The 20,271-nt window shown below is 61.4% G+C and carries 13 protein-coding genes; 11 read left to right on the top strand and 2 right to left on the bottom strand.

Going from position 1 to position 20,271, the window contains the following annotated elements:
• The first annotated feature begins 13 nt into the window (after positions 1 to 13).
• From HWX91_RS28555 to HWX91_RS28525, 7 genes are all read left to right on the top strand, one after another.
• Positions 14 to 1,222, top strand: a complete 1,209-nt coding sequence (locus HWX91_RS28555; RefSeq protein ID WP_042274964.1) for a sensor histidine kinase — start codon at positions 14 to 16, stop codon at positions 1,220 to 1,222.
• A gap of 435 nt (positions 1,223 to 1,657) precedes the next feature.
• Positions 1,658 to 4,198, top strand: coding sequence for a nitrite reductase large subunit NirB (nirB, locus tag HWX91_RS28550; RefSeq protein WP_028196515.1), 2,541 nt, complete (start codon positions 1,658 to 1,660; stop codon positions 4,196 to 4,198).
• Positions 4,199 to 4,229: 31 nt separating this feature from the next.
• Entirely contained in the window at positions 4,230 to 4,583 is a 354-nt protein-coding gene (gene nirD / locus HWX91_RS28545; RefSeq protein WP_028196514.1) for a nitrite reductase small subunit NirD, read from the top strand.
• A 43-nt stretch (positions 4,584 to 4,626) separates the two neighbouring features.
• Entirely contained in the window at positions 4,627 to 8,871 is a 4,245-nt protein-coding gene (locus tag HWX91_RS28540) for a sulfite reductase subunit alpha (RefSeq protein ID WP_028196513.1), read from the top strand.
• 204 nt (positions 8,872 to 9,075) lie between these two features.
• Entirely contained in the window at positions 9,076 to 10,443 is a 1,368-nt protein-coding gene (locus tag HWX91_RS28535) for an MFS transporter (protein ID WP_028196512.1), read from the top strand.
• A gap of 200 nt (positions 10,444 to 10,643) precedes the next feature.
• Entirely contained in the window at positions 10,644 to 11,129 is a 486-nt protein-coding gene (locus HWX91_RS28530; protein ID WP_028196511.1) for an SRPBCC family protein, read from the top strand.
• A complete protein-coding gene (locus HWX91_RS28525) occupies positions 11,113 to 11,508 on the top strand; it encodes an ArsR/SmtB family transcription factor (protein ID WP_081833054.1) in 396 nt (131 codons plus the stop codon). Before HWX91_RS28530 ends, HWX91_RS28525 begins: the two co-directional genes overlap by 17 nt.
• A gap of 46 nt (positions 11,509 to 11,554) precedes the next feature.
• Here HWX91_RS28525 and HWX91_RS28520 read toward each other — a convergent pair whose 3' ends face one another.
• Positions 11,555 to 12,712: a porin gene (locus HWX91_RS28520; protein ID WP_028196509.1), complete on the bottom strand. Its 1,158-nt coding sequence runs from the start codon at positions 12,710 to 12,712 to the stop codon at positions 11,555 to 11,557.
• A 307-nt stretch (positions 12,713 to 13,019) separates the two neighbouring features.
• Between HWX91_RS28520 and aldA the strand changes: the two genes are divergently transcribed.
• The 4 genes from aldA (at position 13,020) to HWX91_RS28500 (ending at position 18,869) form a co-directional block, all read left to right on the top strand.
• Positions 13,020 to 14,444, top strand: coding sequence for an aldehyde dehydrogenase (gene aldA / locus HWX91_RS28515; protein ID WP_028196508.1), 1,425 nt, complete (start codon positions 13,020 to 13,022; stop codon positions 14,442 to 14,444).
• A 163-nt stretch (positions 14,445 to 14,607) separates the two neighbouring features.
• A complete protein-coding gene (locus tag HWX91_RS28510) occupies positions 14,608 to 15,927 on the top strand; it encodes an MFS transporter (RefSeq protein ID WP_028196507.1) in 1,320 nt (439 codons plus the stop codon).
• Complete coding sequence (locus tag HWX91_RS28505) at positions 15,928 to 17,145, top strand: mandelate racemase/muconate lactonizing enzyme family protein (protein ID WP_028196506.1); 1,218 nt, start codon at positions 15,928 to 15,930, stop codon at positions 17,143 to 17,145.
• Between the two features lie 62 nt (positions 17,146 to 17,207).
• Positions 17,208 to 18,869, top strand: coding sequence for a GMC family oxidoreductase (locus HWX91_RS28500; protein ID WP_028196505.1), 1,662 nt, complete (start codon positions 17,208 to 17,210; stop codon positions 18,867 to 18,869).
• Positions 18,870 to 19,016: 147 nt separating this feature from the next.
• On the opposite strand, the gene HWX91_RS28495 is transcribed toward HWX91_RS28500, so the two are convergent.
• Complete coding sequence (locus HWX91_RS28495) at positions 19,017 to 19,952, bottom strand: LysR substrate-binding domain-containing protein (RefSeq protein ID WP_028196504.1); 936 nt, start codon at positions 19,950 to 19,952, stop codon at positions 19,017 to 19,019.
• Between the last annotated feature and the right edge of the window lie 319 nt (positions 19,953 to 20,271).

The following is a 20,271-nucleotide window of genomic DNA, read 5'->3' as shown; positions in this document are numbered from 1 at the left end:
GCCACCGCTTCTTATGAATAAATTGCCGTTTGGGGATGAAAAGGAAGCGCGAATCGCGCGGGACATCGAGGCGGTCAGCCGCATCGATGCGGTGCCGTCGATCCTGCGCATGATCTGCAAAAACACCGGAATGGGCTTTGCAGCGGTCGCCCGGGTCACGGAACACAGCTGGACCGCCTGTGCGGTGCAGGACGAAGTGAGCTTCGGCCTGGTCGCCGGCGGCCAGCTCGATCTGCACACCACGCTGTGTTTCGAGTCGCGCGCCGCACTTGCGTCGATCGTGATCGATAATTTCACTGAAGACCCGGTCTACAGGGAGCATCACACAGCGCAGATCTACAAGTTGGGAAGTTATATCTCCGTACCGATCGTTTTGCCTGATGGCAGCTACTTCGGTAATCTCTGCGCGATCGATCCGAATCCGCACGATCTTTCGAATGCGCGCACGCTAGGCATGTTCGAGGTATTCGCCGATCTGATCGCGGCCCAGCTCGTCACGCAAGGGCGCCAGCAGGAGACGGAGGCGGCATTATTCCACGAACGGGAGAATTCGAGCTTGCGCGAGCAGTTTATCGCGGTGCTTGGCCACGACTTGCGCAATCCGCTCTCGGCGGTCAGTGCCACCGCCGAGTTGCTGACGCTGCGCAAGAACGAACCCGATCTCGTGAAAATCGGCCAGCGCCTGAAGACCACAACCTTGCGCATGGCGCGCCTGATCGACGATGTGATGGATTTCGCGCGCGGGCGTCTGGGTTCCGGTGTCGACGTGTCGATCGGAGACGTCGACGATCTGGCGGGCGCGTTGCGCGCGGTGGTTGACGAAGCGCGCGAGGCCAATCCGGAACGGATGGTGGCCGACGATATCGCGATCGCCGCGCGGGTTCGTTGTGACCGCATGCGCGTGCAGCAACTGCTTTCGAATCTGCTCGGCAACGCGCTGACGCACGGCGCCGCGGAGTTTCCGGTGAAGGTGACGGCCCGGGTGGAGAACGGCGAGTTCGTGCTGAGCGTGTTGAACGGCGGCGACGCAATCGCGCCGGATGTCCTGCACAAGGTCTTCGAGCCTTACTGGCGGCCGCCCACCAGCAAGCCGGGCGGCGGCTTGGGGCTCGGCCTGTATATCTGCAAGCAGATCGTGCTGGCCCATGGCGGCAAGCTCGAAGTCAGATCGTCCGCCGCGGAGGGCACGGTCTTTGTGGCGAGGATGCCGATCGCAGCGTGATGACACGCGGCCCGGGCGATGGCCCCGGCCGCAGCCAACTGCCGAGGCGGCACCGGCCGCATGCTCGCGGTTCGCACGAGCACAGTGCTGCGTCGCACCATCCCTGTGCTTCCCTGCATCAAAGCGTGACGCACACACGGTTCACCGCAGCCTTTTCTAATTTGCCGCCAAGGCCCGCGCCACGGCGCTGCAGCCCATATTTCGCACGCCTGGCATAGGCTTTGCATTAAACGTTGCCATCGGATCAACGTGGATCCGGCGCGAGTGCAACAACAGAGCACCCGCTGCAGCACAGGTCAGGACAACGGCGTCCCCCGAATTCAGTCATCGACTGGGTTCGCGGGACGCCGTTTTTATTTCCGGAGTCGCTTTCGCCAGAGGCTACGCGTCAGCGATCGAAGCACAGCAAGCTCAGCACACCAAGGAACCGCGGTCATGAAAATCATCGTTATCGGTCACGGGATGGTCGGCCACAAACTGGTCGAATGCCTGGCACAAGACGCGGCGCATGGCCTCGACATCACGGTGCTGTGCGAAGAATCCCGCCCCGCATACGACCGCGTGCATCTGTCCGAATTCTTCGCGGGCAAGACGGCGGACGATCTGTCGCTCGTCGAACCGGGTTTCTTCGAACGTCAGAACGTCTTGCTGAAACTGAATGCGAAAGCGGTGGCGATCGATCGGGATGCGCGCGTCGTGACGGTGTCGACCGGCGAAACCCTGGCGTATGACAAGCTGGTGTTCGCCACCGGCTCCTATCCGTTCGTGCCGCCCGTGCAAGGCCGCGAACGGGCCGACTGCTTCGTCTACCGCACCATCGACGATCTCGAAGCCATGCAGGAATGCGGTGCGCGCTCGAAGACCGGCACGGTGGTCGGCGGTGGCCTGCTCGGTCTCGAATGCGCGAAAGCATTGCGCGACATGGGCCTGCAAACGCACGTGGTCGAATTCGCGCCGCGCCTGATGGCGGTGCAAGTGGACGATGGCGGCGGTCGCGTGCTGCGCGGCAAGATCGAAGAACTCGGTGTGACGGTGCACACGCAGAAGAACACCACCGCGATTGTCGACGGCGAGAACGGTACGCATCGGATGCAGTTCGCCGACGGCAGCTTCCTCGACACCGACATGATCGTGTTCTCCGCGGGCATTCGTCCGCGTGACGATCTCGCCCGCGCGAGCGGCCTCGCGCTCGGCGAGCGCGGTGGCATCGTGATCGACAACGCGTGCCGCACCAGCGACCCGCACATCTACGCGATCGGCGAGTGTGCGCTGTGGAACGGCCAACTGTTCGGCCTCGTAGCGCCGGGTTATGACATGGCGCGCACGGTGGCGAAGCAACTGCTCGGCGACCCGGCGGAATTCGCCGGCGCCGACATGAGCACCAAACTGAAGCTGATGGGGGTGGACGTGGCCAGCATCGGCGACGCTCACGGCAAAACGCCCGGCAGCCGCGCCTATCAGTTCAGCGACGAACGCAAGCAGATCTACAAGAAGCTGGTGGTGTCCGAATGCGGCAAGTACCTGCTCGGCGGCGTGATGGTGGGCGACGCGAGCGAATACGGCACGCTTCTGCAGATGATGCTGAACCGGATCGAGTTGCCGGCTTCGCCCGAATTCCTGATCCTGCCGTCGTCAGACGGTCAGGCGAAACCGGCGCTCGGGGTCGAGGCCTTGCCCGCCAGCGCGCAGATCTGCTCGTGCAACAACGTCTCGAAGGGCGACCTGTGCACGGCCGTTTGCGCAGGCGCGACCGATATCGGCGCGTTGAAGTGCGCGACCCAGGCCGGCACTTCATGCGGCGGCTGTGTGCCGCTCGTCACGCAGGTGATGAAAGCCGAGATGAAGAAGCAGGGCCTCGCGGTCAACAACCATCTGTGCGAGCACTTCCCGTATTCGCGCCAGGAGCTGTATCACATCGTGCGCGTGGAAGGCCTGCGCAGCTTCGGCGAATTGCTGGCGAAGCACGGTCACGGTCTCGGCTGCGATATCTGCAAGCCGGCCGTGGCGAGCATTCTCGCCTCGTGCTGGAACGAATTCGTGCTGAAGAAGGAGCATGCCTCCTTGCAGGACACCAACGATTACTACCTTGCCAACATCCAGCGCGACGGCACATATTCGGTCGTGCCGCGCATGGCCGGTGGCGAAGTGACGCCCGACGGTTTGATCGCGGTCGCCCAGGTCGCGAAGAAATACGGCCTGTACACGAAGATCACCGGTGGCCAGCGGGTCGATCTGTTCGGCGCGCGCGTAGAGCAACTGCCGTTGATCTGGGAAGAACTGATCGCGGCCGGTTTCGAATCGGGCCATGCATACGGCAAGTCGCTGCGCACGGTGAAGTCGTGTGTGGGTTCGACGTGGTGCCGCTATGGCGTCGGCGATTCTGTGGGCCTCGCGGTTGAACTCGAGAATCGCTACAAGGGCCTGCGGACACCGCACAAGATCAAATTCGGCGTGTCCGGCTGCACGCGCGAATGCGCGGAAGCGCAGGGCAAGGACGTCGGCATCATCGCCACCGAAAAGGGCTGGAATCTCTACGTCTGCGGCAACGGCGGCATGAAACCGCGCCATGCAGAATTGCTCGCCTCGGACCTCGACAAGGAAACGCTGGTGCGCTACATCGACCGTTTCCTGATGTTCTACGTGCGCACGGCTGACCGTCTGCAACGCACCAGCGTATGGCGCGACAACCTCGAAGGCGGACTCGACTATCTGAAGGACGTGATCGTCAACGATCGCCTGGGCGTGGCGGCGGAGCTCGAAGCGGACATGCAGCACGTGGTCGACACCTACGAATGCGAATGGAAAAAAGCCGTCACCGATCCTGAAACGCGCAAGCGCTTCCGTCATTTCGTCAACAGCGGCGAGCCGGACAGTAACGTCGCGTTCGTCGAGGAACGCGGCCAGATCCGGCCCGCGACGCTCGACGAGCGGCGCTCGAAGCTCGCTGCGATTCCTGTGGTTGCCGAAACCGTTTGATTTTTTGTGTCACTCATCGAGGACCCACGCCATGAACCTTGACCGTCTTCCGCTTGCCTGGACACCGATTTGCCCGCTCGACGACATCGTTCCCAACACAGGTGTATGCGCGCTCGTCAATGGCGAACAGGTGGCGGTATTTCACGTGGACAACGGCGAAGCGGAGACCGTCGTGTATGCGATCGAAAACTACGATCCGGGCTCGCAAGCCGCCGTGCTGTCGCGCGGGTTGATCGGCAGTCTCGGCGAGCGCGTCGTGGTCGCGTCGCCAATCTACAAGCATCACTTCGATCTGCGCACCGGCGAGTGCCTCGAAACACCGGCGTATTCCGTCAACGCGTTCGCCGCGCGGGTGGAAAACGGGCAGGTGTGGGTCGCGATCTGAGTCATGCATTCCTTATTGACCTTCTCGAACGATGCCGCCTGCCATGTCCTCCCGTAACGTCAAAACGGTGTGCCCCTACTGCGGCGTCGGCTGCGGAATGGTGCTGCATGTCGAGGACGGCCAGGTCGTGAAAATCTCCGGCGACAGGGAGCATCCGGCCAACTTCGGACGGCTCTGCACGAAAGGGCAGTCGGCGCACGTCGCGTTGCGCAAGTCCGGGCGCCTGGAAGGGGCGTTCGTGCGGCATGCCCGTGGCCAGGACCCGACACCGCTGCCGATGGCACAGGCGATCAGCGACACGGCCGCGCGTCTGCGTGGGCTGCTCGATGCACACGGACCGGACGCGCTGTCGTTCTATGTGTCCGGGCAAATGTCGATCGAAGCGCAGTATCTCGTCAACAAGCTCGCCAAGGGTTTTGTCGGCACCAACAACATCGAATCGAACTCGCGTCTTTGCATGGCGAGCGCGGGCAGCGGCTACAAACTCTCGCTTGGTGCGGACGGGCCGCCGGGATCGTACGACGACATCGATCACGCCGACCTGTTCTTCGTGATCGGCGCGAACATGGCCGACTGTCACCCGATTCTGTTCCTGCGGATGATGGATCGCGTGAAGGCGGGCGCAAAACTGATTGTGGTCGATCCGCGCCGCAATACGACCGCGGATAAGGCCGACCTTTTTCTGCAAATCAAGCCGGGTACCGATCTGGCATTGCTCAATGGCCTGCTGCATCTGCTGCACGAAAACGGCCACACGGATGCCGCTTTTATCGCCGACGTCACGCAAGGCTGGGAGTCGATGCCGGCCTTTCTCGCGGACTACACAGCGGAGAAGGTAGCCGAGATAACCGGCCTTGCCGCCGAGGACATCCGCCAGGCCGCGCGGATGATCGGCGCGGCGCCGGAGTGGATGAGCTGCTGGACCATGGGCCTGAATCAGAGCACGCACGGCACGTGGCACACGAACGCGATCTGCAATCTGCATCTGGCGACCGGCAAGATCTGCCGCCGCGGCAGTGGCCCGTTCTCGCTGACCGGCCAGCCCAACGCGATGGGCGGCCGTGAAATGGGCTACATGGGACCGGGTTTGCCGGGCCAGCGATCGGTGCTGGTCGAAGAAGACCGCGTCTTTATCGAAGAACTGTGGGGCATTCCGAAGGGCACACTGAAAACGCAGGCCGGTAACGGCACGATCGACATGTTCACCCGCATGGCCGCGGGCGAGATCAAGGCGTGCTGGATTATCTGCACGAATCCGGTGGCAAGTGTCGCGAACCGTCAGAACGCTATTGCCGGATTGCGCGCGGCGGAGCTCGTGATTGCACAGGATGCGTTCCTCGATACCGAGACCAACCGCTACGCCGATGTGCTCTTGCCAGGCGCGCTGTGGGCCGAAGCCGAAGGCGTGATGATCAACTCCGAGCGCAATCTGACGCTGATGCAAAAAGGCATCGAGCCACCAGGCGCCGCGTTGCCGGACTGGCAGATCATCGCGCGCGTGGCATGTGAAATGGGTTTTGCCGATGCGTTCAGCTATGCCAGCGCGGATGAAGTTTTCGCGGAAATCACCCGCGTGTCGAATCCGAAAACCGGCTACGACCTGCGCGGCGCGAGCCATCGGCGGTTAAAGGATACGCCGCTGCAATGGCCGCTTGCTTCCAGCGACGCCGCCGAGCGCAATCCCATTCGCTATCTCAACGACGGCGTTAGCCAGACACTGAAGGAAGGACCCGACGGCAGCCGTCCACGGCTGGTGTTTCCGACCGCAAGCGGCAAGGCCGTGTTTTTTGCCCGTGCCTATGCAGCCCCGGCGGAATTACCCGATGGCGAATTTCCGATCGTGTTGAATACGGGCCGCTTGCAGCATCAATGGCACACCATGACCAAGACCGGCAAGGTCGCGATGCTCAACAAGCTGAACCCGGGCCCATTCGTCGAGATTCATCCTGAAGATGCGGCCACGCTCGGCATCAAGGCTAGCGATCCGGTCGAGATCCGCTCGCGGCGTGGCCGTGTTGTGTTGCCGGCAGTCGTCACGAAGCGGGTGCAGGCAGGCAACTGTTTTGCGCCGATGCACTGGAACGACGTCTTCGGCGACGATTTCTGCATCAATGCCGTCACCAGTGATGCCGTCGATCCGATCTCGCAGCAACCCGAACTCAAGTTCTGCGCGGTAGCGTTGAGCCCGGTTGCGGCCGATGCCATCGAACCGGTTTCGAGTGGTGATGACGGGGCGCTCATTGCGCGCACCGAGCCGCTCACCGAGTCGCTCACTGAGCCGCCTGCCGCCGGAGTCGACGTGGCAAGTTCGAACGCACTATCGGCGGACACGGCGAACATGAAGGAACCGGACATGCCCCGCATCGATGCACTGACTAGCCTGTTGCAGCTTCCACCGACGCCGGCGCCGTCGTTCACGGAGTCCGAGCGGGCGTATCTGACCGGTTTCGTTAGCGCTCTGCGTTCGGTTGAAGGACAAGGCATCGACAGCGTACCGGTTCTTCCGCCCGGCGCCCCGTTTGATCCCGCAAACCGCCTGTATGTGGACGGTTTGCTGGCCGGACTGTATAGCCGCAGTGGAACTCATGCGGCGGTGCGTGCCGGTACGCTTGCCGCACCGCATGACGACGCCACGCAGGCATCCGGTGTGCGTATCTTGCGTGTGCGACCCAAGGTGACTCTGTTGTGGGCCTCGCAAACCGGCAACACGGAATCGCTGACCGAGCGTTATGCCACGCGGTTGATGGAGTCGGGTTTCGAAATCCGCACCGCGTGCATGGCGGACTATCCGGTCTCCGCGCTGGCGAAAGCGCAGTATGTGTTGCTGATGTCGAGCACCTTCGGCGACGGCGATCCACCCGACAACGCACAAGGTCTGTGGTCGCAACTGACCAGTGACGCCGCGCCTCGTCTCGACGGATTACGCTACGCGGTACTCGCATTGGGCGATCGCAACTACGATCAGTTTTGCGGCCATGGGCGCCGTCTGGACGAACGCCTCGCCGCTCAAGGCGCGCTGCGTTTGATGGACCGGGTAGACTGCGACAGCGAGTATCAGGAACAGGCTGACGCATGGCTGGAAAGCATCATCGTGCGCATCAAGGAAGAAGATGCGGCGCTGCATGCGGTGCCGCCTGGCGGCATGATCAACGCGGTGGTGCCAGGCGCCGTGCCGACCAGGACGCGGCCGGCCGCATCGCGTCTCATCGGCAACCTGCGGTTGAACAGACACGGCGCCGCGAAGGACACGCGTTACTTCTCGTTGAGCACGGGCGACGCGGGCCTCGAATACGAAGTGGGCGACGCGCTGGGCGTATGGCCGAGCAACTGCCCTGAACTGGTCGACGAGTTGATCGGCCTGAGCGGTTTGAGCGCGGACGCGACGGTCAACGTGTCAGGCGTGGGTGAAATGCATCTCGCCGACGCGCTCGCGAGGCACTACGAAATCGCGCGCCCCAGCCCCGCTGCGCTCGCATTCATTGCCGCCCGCAGCAGCAACAGCGCATTGCGCGATCTGCTCGGCACCGAGCGCAAGGCCGATCTCAAACAATGGCTGTGGGGCCAACAGCTCGTCGACGTCCTTCACGAGTTTCCCGTCAAGCTGACGGCAGCCGAATTGACCGGCATGCTCAAGCGCCTGCAACCGCGTTTGTATTCGATTGCATCGAGCCCGAAAGCGCATCCCGGCGAAGTTCATCTGACGGTTGCAGCCGTTCGCTATAGCAACGGGCGCCGCCAGCGCAAGGGCGTCTCGTCGACGTTCCTCGCCGACCGCGCGAGCGACGTCAGCGTGCCGGTATTCGTGCAGAAGTCCGCACACTTTCGGCTTCCTCATGTTCCCGGCACGCCGATCATCATGGTCGGTCCAGGCACCGGCATTGCCCCGTTTCGCGGATTTCTGCACGAACGGCGTGCACGGGGTGACAAGGGCCGCAACTGGTTGTTCTTTGGCGAGCAACACGCAGCCACCGATTTCTACTATCGCGACGAACTTGAGGCGATGCGGGACAGCGGTGTTCTAACCCGGCTCGACCTCGCTTTCTCGCGCGATCAAACGGAAAAAATTTATGTGCAGGACCGCATGCGCGAGCAGGGTGCGCAATTGTGGGCATGGCTCGAAGACGGTGCGCATTTCTACGTCTGCGGTGACGCAAACCGGATGGCAAGAGACGTGGACGCGACGCTCAGGCATGTGGTCGCCCGGCACGGCGGCATGAGCGAAGAAAAAGCCGCTGAGTATGTGAGCCATCTGGCGCAGGAAAAGCGTTACGTGCGTGACGTTTATTGACTTTTAACGCGGTGGCGTGGTGTGCCGCATCGCGATCCAGCCGAGTACGCAGTACAGCTTCACAAGCAGAGCCCGGATGGCATGGAGGTTGCATGTCCAGACCGGAATTCAACGTCATGATCATTCCGGTGCGCAGTGCACGAGCGCAATGGATCAGCGCGATGCGCCAGGTTTGAAAACAGTCAGTCTATTTGAGGATGCCTAATGAAAAACGTGATGAGCTCACTAAAGAGCGGAGACTGGCGCGCACTGGTGGCGTGTTTTCTCTACTTCGACACCGGCTTCACGGTCTGGGTGCTGTACGGACCGCTCGCGCCGTTCATCAGCAAGAGCATTGCCATGACGCCTGCGCAGCAAGGCTTGCTGGTCGCCGTACCGGTGCTGTCGGCGGCAATCCTGCGCGTGACGCTCGGTAACCTCTATCAATCGGCGCATGGCAAACGCATTGCGCTGATGGGCGTGTTGCTTTCGGCGGTGCCGACCATCGTGCTGCCACTGTTGCCGTTCGTGCCGTCGTACACCTTGCTGCTGGTGCTCGGCGTCTTCCTCGGCGTGGGTGGCGCGAGCTTCGCGGTGGCGCTGCCGATGGCCGGCAGCAACTATCCGCCGAAAGTGCAGGGCCTCGTGCTGGGACTCGCCGCTGCGGGCAACATCGGTGCGGTGCTCGACGGCTTCCTGTTTCCCCAACTGGCCGCGCACTACGGGTGGCAAATGGCCACTGCCGGCGCGCTGCCGTTGCTCGCCATCGCCGGTATCACGCTGTACTTCTGGGCCAACGATTCCGGCATCAAGTCGGGCAGCGTGCTGCGTGCGTTCGGCAGCTTCGCGATCACGCTCGCCGGTTTGATCGTGCTCGTGCTGCTGGTTGAAGCAGGCATGTTCGGCTCGGGCAAGACCGGCGTGCTGCTGTTGCCGGTGATCGGCGCGCTGCTGGCGATTGCGGTATTGCCCAAGCGCTACCGCACGGTGCTCGGCGAGCGCGACACGTGGGTGATTATGCTGGTGTACAGCATCACGTTCGGTGGTTTTGTCGGTATGTCGTCGTATGTTTCGCTGCTGCTGACGAATCTGTATCAACTCTCCAAGATCGACGCAGGTCTGTTCATGGCGCTGCTGGCCGCGACCGGCGCGATCGTGCGGCCGCTCGGCGGATTGATTGCCGATAAGATTTCCGGCGTGCGCGCCTTGACCTTCCTGCTCGCGATCATTTCACTGTGCGACCTCGTCTTTGCCGCCGCGATGCCGTCGGTAGTGGGCGGGATTGCGCTGCTGCTGTGCCTGTATGTGGCCTTCGGTCTGGGCAATGGCGCGACCTTCCAGTTGGTGCCGCATCGTTGGGCGGGCCGCACCGGCCTGATGTCGGGCATTGTCGGCGCCGCGGGCGGCATTGGCGGCTTTTATCTGCCGGTTGTGATGGGCATCGCGAAGGAAAGCACCGGCAGCTATCAGATGGGCTTCGCGACTTTCGGTGCGCTGGCCGCTTGCGCGTTCCTCGCGATCGTCGCACTGCGCCGTCCGTGGATGGCGTGGTCGATGCATGGCAGTGTGATGCATGCGCACGCAACGGAGTAATGCGACTCGACCACTGCCTGCCGCGCTGGCGCATCTCGAACGCGGTGCATTTGGCAAGGTGGTGGTGAAGGTCGGCGATCGATACGGAGACGTTGAGTACGTTCGGTACGCCCGGTATGTCCGGTGCGTGCGAAAAAATACGCAGGCAAATACTTGCATGTTGTGAGCGACGTGCCTAATATGCAGTCAGGAGGCTGCATATGAAAATCTCATCGGACAAGTCGGAAGGCGCATCTACAGACCGCATCGAAAAACAGATTCTGCTGAAGGCGCCGCGCTCGCGCGTGTGGCGCGCGGTATCCAACGCCGACGAATTCGGCAAATGGTTTTGCGTGAATTTCAACGGTAAGCAGTTTGTGGCCGGTGAATCCATTCAAGGCAAGATCACTTATCAGGGTTATGAGCATCTCGTCATGGAGGTGCTGGTGGAGCGCATCGAGCCGGAACACCATCTGTCGTTTCGTTGGCATCCGGCCGCGGTGGATGTGACGGTCGATTACTCGTCGGAGCCCACCACGCTGGTCGAATTCAAGCTGAGCGAGGTCGATTCGGGCACGTTGCTGCGCGTGATCGAATCGGGTTTCAACCAGATTCCCGCCTCGCGCCGCGCGGAAGCGTTCCGCATGAATACCGGCGGCTGGGAAGAACAGATGCTCAACATAGAGAAGTATGTCGCCAAAGGATAAGTTACCCGGCAAGCCGTCCGGCGCCAAACCGGCTGCCGGCCCTGCGCGTGTGAAGGCTGCCATGCTGCGAAGCTCCGCACAGATTTTCGCGGCGCTCGGCGACGAGACGCGCCTGCGTCTGATCGCCGTGTTGTGCGCGGGTAGTGCGATGTCGATTGCGCAGTTGACTGCCGGCACGGAAATGACTCGGCAGTCGGTCACGCAGCATTTGCAGGTGCTCGCCAATGCGGGCCTCGTGCGCGATGTCAAGATGGGCCGTGAACGCTTATGGGCATTTGAACCGGCGCACCTTGACGAAGCGCGGCGAGCGCTCGAGGCGATCTCGCAGCAATGGGATCAGGCGTTGTCGAGATTGAAGGCGGCGGTGGAGGAAGATTGACACCGGTAGCGCCGCGTCCAGCCGCCAACTCGCAACCTGTTGACGCTTAGAACTGGTGGCGCAGCGCGACTCGTACCGCGAGCTGATTGCCCGTCGACGACGGCGCCTGCACGCCAGGGATGAACGCATTGTCGAGAATCGAATGGGTCGAGCTGCCCGCGACCTTCTGGAATTCGCCCTGCACGTAAACGTCCGTGCGCGTCGACAGGTTGTAATCCGCCATTAAGCCGACCGAGTGAATCTTCGGCTTAACGCTGCCGGTCGACGCATCGTAGTTCTCCATCGTGTACACGTACTGCGCGCCGACAAAGAAGGCCGGCGTGAACTGATATTTGCCGTTCACTTCGAAATTCTGGTACTTCAGCGTATTCAATGTGACACCGGATGCCGCCAGCGGAATGCCGATATAGCCGTTGCCGGTCGGGTCCTTATAGTTCGAGTTGGTGTACGCAAAACCGGCGGTCGCCGAACCGAAGGTGTAATTGATGCCGGCGCCGAATACCCGCATGCGCCCGGCGATGAAGCTCGCGTCGTTCGCGGTGATCGCGCCGGTGGACCCCGCCCCCGGATTGTTCGACTGCAGGTAGGCGGCTGCAATCAACAGCCCGCCGTTTGAATACTTGCCGCCAAAGCTGTAGGCGCGGTTGTTCGCGAAGTTCGTGTCGTTGCTGAAGCTGTACACGCCGCCGAACTGGAAGCCCGCGATATCCGGGCTTGTGTACTTCACGCTATTGCCGAGCCGGAACGAGTTGTCGGTATTGTCGTTATCGTACGGGTGCGCAAACAGGTAGCCGGCCCAGTTGCCGTTGGCCGTGGTCGGCGCGAGATAGTCGACCACCGAGTCGTACTGGCGTCCGAGCGTGACTGTGCCGAACCGTCCGTCGCTCAAGCCTGCGTAAGCCTGGCGGCCGAACATGCGGCCGCCCTGGCCAAGCCGTCCCGAGCTTACGTCGAAGCCGTTTTCCAACTGGAACACGGCCTTCATGCCCCCGCCCAGATCTTCCGAACCCTTCAGGCCCCAGCGGCTGCCCTGCGCATAACCGCTTGCCATTTCCCATACGGCGCCGCGCCCGGCGTTATTGGTGTAGTCGATGCCTTCGTCGAGCACCCCATACAAGGTCACGCTGCTCTGCGCGAAGGCGGATGGGGCCGCCAGCGAGGCGAGCGTGGTGAAAGCGGCGGTAGCGAAGAGATTCTTTTTCATTGAGAGCTCCAGACGTTGGTAATGAGCGGCCGGATGGTCCGAGCGAGGTTCAGAACGCGGTTCTAACCACGATCCGGCCAGCTTCAGAGGCCGCTGCTTTTTGGCAAAGGCTGGATTCTGCTATTCGAGATGCGAAACGCGTATGAGGCACATCCCTGGATAAACGTGACTTTTTCGAATGTTTGTCCCGCGAATTATTCGCTTGTGGTGCGTCAAACAGCGGACAAAAATTCCGTTCATGCACCTTTGGCATGAACGCAATAGCCGAAGGCAATGCACCACCGCACCAGCTTTGTCAGGAGACGACATGCGACTCGACCGGAATTTTGCTAACGGCTGCTTTATCGACGCGGCAAGCGACGAACGTATCGCCGTCACCAACCCCGCTACCGGAGCCGTGATTGCTCACGTCACGGGCGCCACCCGAGAGGAGGCGATCGCCGCGGTCGACGCTGCCGCCGCTGCGCAAAAGGGCTGGCGCAAGCTGCCTTCGGCCGAGCGCGCGGTCTATCTGCACAAGCTTGCGGATGCGCTTACTGAATGCGCGCCCGCCATCGGCGCGGCGCTCGCGCTTGAGTCGGGCAAGAGCGTGGCCGATGCCACCAATGAGGCGATCTACGCCGGCCAGATCACGCGCTACCACGCCGAGTGGGCGCGCCGCATCGAAGGCGAGGTGATTCCGAGCGACACGCCCGACGAAAACCTCGTGCTGCATCGCGAACCGATCGGCGTGGTCGCGTGCCTGATCCCGTTCAATTACCCGGTCTACACGTTCATGCGCAAGGTGGCGCCCGCGCTGATCGCCGGCAATGCCGTGGTGGTGCGCCCGAGCAACAACACGCCTACCTCGGCGTTCGAGATCGCGAAAGCGGTGGAGAAGGCCGGGCTGCCGGCCGGCGTCGTGAACATTCTCGCCATGAATCATGCAACCGCCGAGGCGCTTTGCACCCATCCCAAGGTCGGCATGATCACGCTGACGGGCAGCGTGGGCGCCGGCCGCAAGGTGCTCGACTACTGCAAGGCGAATATCGCCAAGCCCTCGCTCGAACTGGGTGGCAAGACGCCCGCCATCATCGAAGCAGATGCCGATCTCGAGAAGGCCGCACGCGATCTGGTTGCGTCCAAAACCACTCACTGCGGGCAGCTTTGCACGGCAATCGAACGCGTCTATGTGCAGGAAAGCGTTCATGACCGTTTCGTCGCGCTGCTGAAGAAAAACATGAGTGCGGTGGAAAGCGGCGATCGCAGCGAACAGCCTGCGCTGATGGGGCCGCTCGTCAACGAGGCGTCGCGCGAGTCGATTCACGGCATGGTGGAGCGTGCAATTGCAGCGGGTGCCACGCTCGAAACCGGCGGCAGGCTGCCGCAAGGCAAGGGCTTTTTCTATCCGGCCACGTTACTGTCGAATTGCCGGCAGGACATGGAAATCATCCAGGAAGAAACCTTCGGTCCGATCATGCCGGTCGTCAAATACCGCACGCTGGATGAAGCGCTGGAGATGGCCAACGACCACCAGTTCGGTTTGTCCTCGGTGCTTTATACCGAGAACTACCGCAGCGCGATGAAGATCGCCAATGGCATCGAGGCTGGCGAGTTGTATGTGAATCGCACGCCGGCCGATCCGTATCAAGGTTTCCACGCAGGTTGGAAGCGTTCGGGTCTCGGCGGCGACGACGGCAAGCACGGCATGCTCGAATTCACGCAGACCCGTCTGGTGGTCATGAAGTACTGACGCAGATATTGAAGCAGATATCGACGCAAAAACGGCGCGTGCCGCGCGATTCGGAGTAGTCGGCACGCGTTGCCTTGAAACCCGCAAAAAACGCAGCAAACCGCTGCACTCATAAAAATATTTGGAGACCCGGCCTGGCGCTGTGTCTCTCAGGAGCGTTCACGTGTCATCTCAACCCGTTCAAACCACTGCCTCGCTCGCGTTAAGCGACGAAGCCGCATTAGAAAGCAATAAGGCGCAGCGCTATATCCAACTCATGCTGCTGGTGCTGGCGGCCGGTGCGATTTATCCGATTCTGTATCTTCGGCAGGTTTATCAGCCGACCATGCTCGAAGTGTTTCACATCACCGATAGTCAGCTTGGCTATCTGTATTCGATGCTCGGCACCATCTTTCTGCTGAGCTACCTGCCGAGCGGCTGGCTTGCCGACCGCATCGCGCCGCGTCTTTTGATCTGTTTTTCGCTGATCGCAACCGGCGTGCTCGGCTTGTGGTATTCCACCGCGCCGTCGTTCAACGTGCTGATGCTGATTTTCGGCGGCTGGGGGCTGTCGACCGGTTTGACGTTCTGGGCCGCGGTTATCAAGCGCGTGACGATGATCGCCGGCACGCACGAGCAGGGCCGCTTCTTCGGCTTGCTCGACGGCGGCCGCGGTTTGATCGAAGCAATGCTCGCGACCATTGCGATCACGCTATTCGCCTGGTTCACACAGACCAAAGGCGAGCCGGTGACGGCCGGCTTCAGGCTGGTCGTCTATATGTACGCCTTTTTGTGCATCGCGCTCGGCGTGGTGCTCGCGCTGGTGAAAGATCCGCAAGGCACAAAAGACGCCGCCGCCAACCGCGCCACGCGCAAACGCAGCAACGTGCTGCTCGATCTGAAAACGCTCGCATCGATTCCCGAGTTGTGGCTGGTCGCTGCCATCGTGTTCTGCGGCTATCAGGTGTTCTGGGCCACCTATAGCTTCTCCGCGTATCTGCATGAAGGCGAGATCGGTTTGACCGTGGTGATGGCCGGCACGATCACCACGCTCAAGCTGTGGATGCGGCCGATCGGCGGGATTGGCGGCGGCTTTCTCGGCGACCGTTATTCGAAAGTCTCGGTGCTGGTGATCGCACTGTTCCTGGCTGCGGTGTCGCTGCTGGGCCTGATGGCCGCGCCGCGTATCTCGAGCCATGTGCTGCTGGTGTTCCTCGTTTTGTTCATCGGCATTCTGACTTACGCGATTCGCGGGCTGTACTGGTCGCTGCTGGATCGCTGCAATATCCCGGTCGAAACGATGGGCCTCGCCATTGGCCTGATCTCCGTCCTCGGCTATTCGCCCGATGTGTTCCTGCCGCTGATCAACGGCTATCTGACACAGAACTTCCCGGGTGTCTTCGGTTACCAGCTTTACTTCGGCTATGTGGCCGGAATGGCGGCGCTCGGCGGCTTTGCCGGCCTGGCGCTGAGAAACATGCTTAGCAAAAAAGGGGTTGCGTAAATGAAAGTCGTCTCGCTCGAAACGCATATCGTCGCCGTACCGCCGCCGCACGTGGGCGGCATGTACTGGATCTTCGTCAAGCTCAAGACCGATTGCGGTATTGAAGGCGTCGGCGAGATCTATTCCGCGACGTTTCATCCGAAGGCGATGACCCACATCATCGACGATGTATTCGGCCGCTACCTGCTCGATCAGGATCCGCACCATATCGAACGGCTCTGGCGTGAAGCGTATTCGAGCGGTTTCACGCAGCGCCCCGATCTGACGATGATGGGCGTGGTGAGCGGATTGGAAATGGCGTGCTGGGACATTATCGGCAAGGCGGCCAGCAAGCCTGTGTACGAACTGCTCGGTGGCATGGTGAACCAGCGCCTGCGCTCATACACGTACCTGTATCCGAAGAACAGCAAAGGCGAATACGACTACGACGATCCCGATCTCGCCGCCGAATGCGCCGTTGAAAATGTGAAGCGTGGTTTTACCGCGGTGAAGTTCGATCCGGCGGGGCCGTATACGGCGTACTCCGGTCATCAACTTTCGCTGGAAGTGCTGGACCGTTGCGAACTGTTCTGCCGCCGTGTGCGCGAAGCGGTCGGCAGCAAGGCCGATCTGCTGTTCGGCACGCACGGGCAGATGGTGCCGTCGTCAGCGATCCGGTTGGCCAAACGCCTCGAGAAATACGATCCGCTGTGGTTCGAAGAACCCGTGCCGCCGGGGCAGGAGGGTGCCATGGCGCAAGTCGCGCAGCACACGAGTATTCCGATCGCCGCGGGCGAGCGCCTGACCACCAAGTATGAGTTCTTCAAGCTGCTCGAAGCGGGTGCGGCATCGATTCTGCAACTGAACGTGGCGCGTGTGGGCGGTCTGCTCGAAGCGAAGAAAGTCGCGGCGATTGCCGAGGTGTATTACGCGCAGATCGCACCGCATCTGTACAACGGGCCGATTGGCGCTGCCGCCAGCATTCAGCTCGCAGCCTGTACGCCGAACTTCCTGATTCAGGAAAGCATCGGTACGTGGGATGGTTTCCACGCTGCGGTGTTGAAGAAACCGATTCAATGGGAAGACGGCTACATCATTCCTTCACAGGAACCAGGCCTCGGGGTGGAATTGAACATGGACGTGGTTCGGCAACACACGCCGTATACCGGCGAGCGCCTGCATCTGCAAATGGCGGCTCGTCCCGCCGACGTGAAAGACCTCGCGCCGGCCAAGGGTTGAGCCTGTCGGATTTATCTGTCTTACGCATTCAATGGATTGGGCGCCGTCTGGCGACATAGAGCATGAACTACGATTACATCATCGTCGGCGCGGGTTCGGCGGGCTGCATTCTCGCCAATCGCCTGTCGGCGTCGGGGCAATATTCGGTCCTGCTGCTCGAGGCGGGCGGCAAGGACAGCTCGTTCTGGTTCAGGATCCCGGTGGGTTTCACCAAGACGTACTACAACGAAACCTATAACTGGATGTACTACAGCGAGCCCGAAAAGGAACTCGACAACCGGCCGATCTATTGTCCGCGTGGCAAAGTGCAGGGCGGCTCGGGTTCGATCAACGCGATGATCTATGTACGCGGCCAGCCGCACGATTTCGACGACTGGGCCGCGGCGGGCAACCCGGGCTGGTCGTTTCACGACGTGTTGCCGTATTTCCGCAAGCTCGAATCGCATCCGCTCGGCAACACCGAGTATCACGGCGCGGACGGCCCGATCCGTATCACGCCGATGAAAGATGCCGTTCATCCGATCTGTCATGTATTCCTGAAAGGCTGCGACCAGGCCGGCTACAAACGCAGCGACGACTTCAATGGCGCGCGATTCGAAGGCGCGGGCATCTACGACGTGAGTACGCGCAACGGTCAGCGTTCGTCGAGCAGCTTCGAGTACCTGCATCCGGTGCTGACGCGCAAGAACCTGACGGTCGAACGCGACGCGTTGGCGAATCGCGTGCTATTCGACGGCAACCAGCGGGCAATCGGCGTGAGCGTGACGCAGAACGGCGCCACGCGGCAATTCATGGCGAACCGTGAGGTGATTCTGGCGGCGGGCGCGGTGGATTCGCCCAAGTTACTGCAACTCTCAGGCGTAGGCGACAGTGCATTGCTCGCGAAGCATCGCATTGCGATGGTCAAGGAGTTGCCCGCCGTCGGGCAGAATCTGCAGGACCACTTGTGCGTGAGCTTCTACTATCGCGCGAACGTGAAAACGCTCAACGACGAGATGCGTCCTCTGCTTGGCAAGCTCAAACTTGGCCTGCAATATCTGCTGACGCGCAAGGGACCGCTCGCGATGAGCGTGAATCAGTCGGGCGGCTTCTTCAAGGGCAACGACCAGGAAGCGCAGCCCAACCTGCAGTTGTACTTCAATCCACTGTCGTACCGCATTCCGAAGAGCAGCAAAGCAAGTCTTCAACCCGAACCGTATTCGGGCTTCCTGCTGGCATTCAATCCTTGCCGGCCCACGAGTCGCGGATCGATCGAGATCGCGTCGAACCGTGCCGAAGACGCCGCGAAAATCCGCATCAATGCGCTGACCACGGAGAAAGACATTGACGAAGTGATTCAGGGCTGCGAACTGGTGCGCAAGGTGATGGCATCGCCGGCGTTGCAAGAGATCACGGTCGAAGAAATTTCGCCGGGACCGCAAGTGAATACGCGTGAGGGTTTCCTGCAGTATTTCCGCGAGCAGTCCGGCTCGATCTATCACCTGTGCGGATCGTGTGCGATGGGTGACGATCCGCATACGTCGGTGGTCGACGCGCGTTTGCGGGTGCACGGCGTTGACGGCTTGCGGGTGGTCGATGCGTCGATCTTCCCGAACATCACGTCGGGGAACATCAATGCGCCGACCATGATGGTGGCGGAGAAGGGCGCCGAGATGATTCTCATGGACGCCGCCGTCGAAGCAGCCTTTGAACCCAAGGCCGTGGAGTTGGCAGCGGCCGCCTGACGGGTTGGAAGTCACCGCTGGCGGTGTCAGGAAAACGCGCCGAATGCATTGCATCGGCGCGTTTTTTTATCACGCAAGGGTCACACCGGCGTGGCGCAAACGGACTGGAGTCGCCTGAGCTCGCATACTCAGACGAGTTGCCCCGCATCAACTTGCTGCGCCTGACTGTGCCGATTCCGACGAATCGAGCGCACGTTCGGTGAGCCAGATTTCCTGCTGCAACCAGTCGCGAAACAGCGCGACGTGTGGCAGTTCGTCCTGTTCTGCACGCGTAACGAGCCAATAGGATTGATGTCCGTCGACATGTACGTTCAGCACCTGCACGAGTTGGCCTTCCGCGAGTTCACGGCCGATCATGTGACGATCGGCGATGGTCACGCCGAGCCCGTCGATGGCGGCCCGGATTGCGTGATCGAGCAGATCGAATTCGTAGCCGCCGCGGGTGTCGACGTTTTCGATGCCGGCGGCTTTCAGCCAGTGCTGCCAGGTCAGATAGCGCTGATCGGCGCTCGCGAGCACGTGCAGCAACGTGAACTGGTTCAGATCGATGGCCGCGCGGCCGGCCTGCCGTGCCAGCAATGCGGGCGCACAGACAGCGATGTGCCGTTCGTTCATCAACAGGCGGTTGTCGACGCCTTCCCATTCGCCGTTACCGAAGCGGATGGCGCAGTCGAGGACGCCCGATTCGGCGAGATTGTCGTCGAGACGGGTCGACAGACTGAGTTCGAGATGCGGATGCGCGTCACGCAGACGCCCGAGACGCGGCATTAGCCAGCGGCTCGTGAAGGTGGGTGGCGCGTTGATGCGCAGGCGGTTGCGGTGGGTTTTTTCCTGCAGGCTGCGGACGGTGAGTTCGATCCGGTCGAATGATTGTTGCAGTGCTTGCAGGAGGATGCGGCCGGCGGCCGAGAGTTCCAGGTGGTGATGGTGACGCTGGAGCAGGGTCTCGCCAAGTTGGGCTTCGAGTTGCCGGACTTGCCGGCTGACTGCGCTTTGTGTGACGTTTAGTAGTTCCGCTGCGCGGGTGAAGCTGCCCGTGCGGCCGGCGACTTCGAAGGCTTTTAGCGCGTTTAGCGCGGGCATTTTGCGTTTCAAGATCGGGGCCGGTGGGGGGTGGGGGTGGGCGCTGGCGCGCGGATGGGTGATATTTTACTGTGCTACACACGGGGTATCTGGCTGGTTGACGGGGTTCGTTGGTTGTCTGGGTCTTTGGTTTTTTTCTTGCTGGGTTTGTGGTCTGTTCTGATGTTGGTCTTTTGGCCTTTCCTTGTTTTCTTAGTGGTCTATTAGCGTTGCCCCTGTGCGGGGCGGCACCTACTTTTCTTTGCCTGCCCCCCATGTCAGGCTAGTTGTCGCCTCACCCGAACCGATTGATGTAAAGATGGGGGGCGGACAGCGAATG

The sequence above is a fragment of the Paraburkholderia fungorum genome (assembly GCF_902833645.1).
GTDB lineage: Bacteria > Pseudomonadota > Gammaproteobacteria > Burkholderiales > Burkholderiaceae > Paraburkholderia > Paraburkholderia fungorum.
This window is presented reverse-complemented; position numbering and strand designations above follow the sequence as displayed.

Coding starts and splice junctions, on each gene's coding strand:
- HWX91_RS28535 (WP_028196512.1), top strand. CDS start 9,076: ATGAAAAACGTGATGAGCTCACTAAAGAGCGGAGACTGGCGCGCACTG.
- HWX91_RS28500 (WP_028196505.1), top strand. CDS start 17,208: ATGAACTACGATTACATCATCGTCGGCGCGGGTTCGGCGGGCTGCATT.
- HWX91_RS28555 (WP_042274964.1), top strand. CDS start 14: ATGAATAAATTGCCGTTTGGGGATGAAAAGGAAGCGCGAATCGCGCGG.
- nirD (WP_028196514.1), top strand. CDS start 4,230: ATGAACCTTGACCGTCTTCCGCTTGCCTGGACACCGATTTGCCCGCTC.
- aldA (WP_028196508.1), top strand. CDS start 13,020: ATGCGACTCGACCGGAATTTTGCTAACGGCTGCTTTATCGACGCGGCA.
- nirB (WP_028196515.1), top strand. CDS start 1,658: ATGAAAATCATCGTTATCGGTCACGGGATGGTCGGCCACAAACTGGTC.
- HWX91_RS28505 (WP_028196506.1), top strand. CDS start 15,928: ATGAAAGTCGTCTCGCTCGAAACGCATATCGTCGCCGTACCGCCGCCG.
- HWX91_RS28530 (WP_028196511.1), top strand. CDS start 10,644: ATGAAAATCTCATCGGACAAGTCGGAAGGCGCATCTACAGACCGCATC.
- HWX91_RS28540 (WP_028196513.1), top strand. CDS start 4,627: ATGTCCTCCCGTAACGTCAAAACGGTGTGCCCCTACTGCGGCGTCGGC.
- HWX91_RS28495 (WP_028196504.1), bottom strand. CDS start 19,952: ATGCCCGCGCTAAACGCGCTAAAAGCCTTCGAAGTCGCCGGCCGCACG.
- HWX91_RS28525 (WP_081833054.1), top strand. CDS start 11,113: ATGTCGCCAAAGGATAAGTTACCCGGCAAGCCGTCCGGCGCCAAACCG.
- HWX91_RS28520 (WP_028196509.1), bottom strand. CDS start 12,712: ATGAAAAAGAATCTCTTCGCTACCGCCGCTTTCACCACGCTCGCCTCG.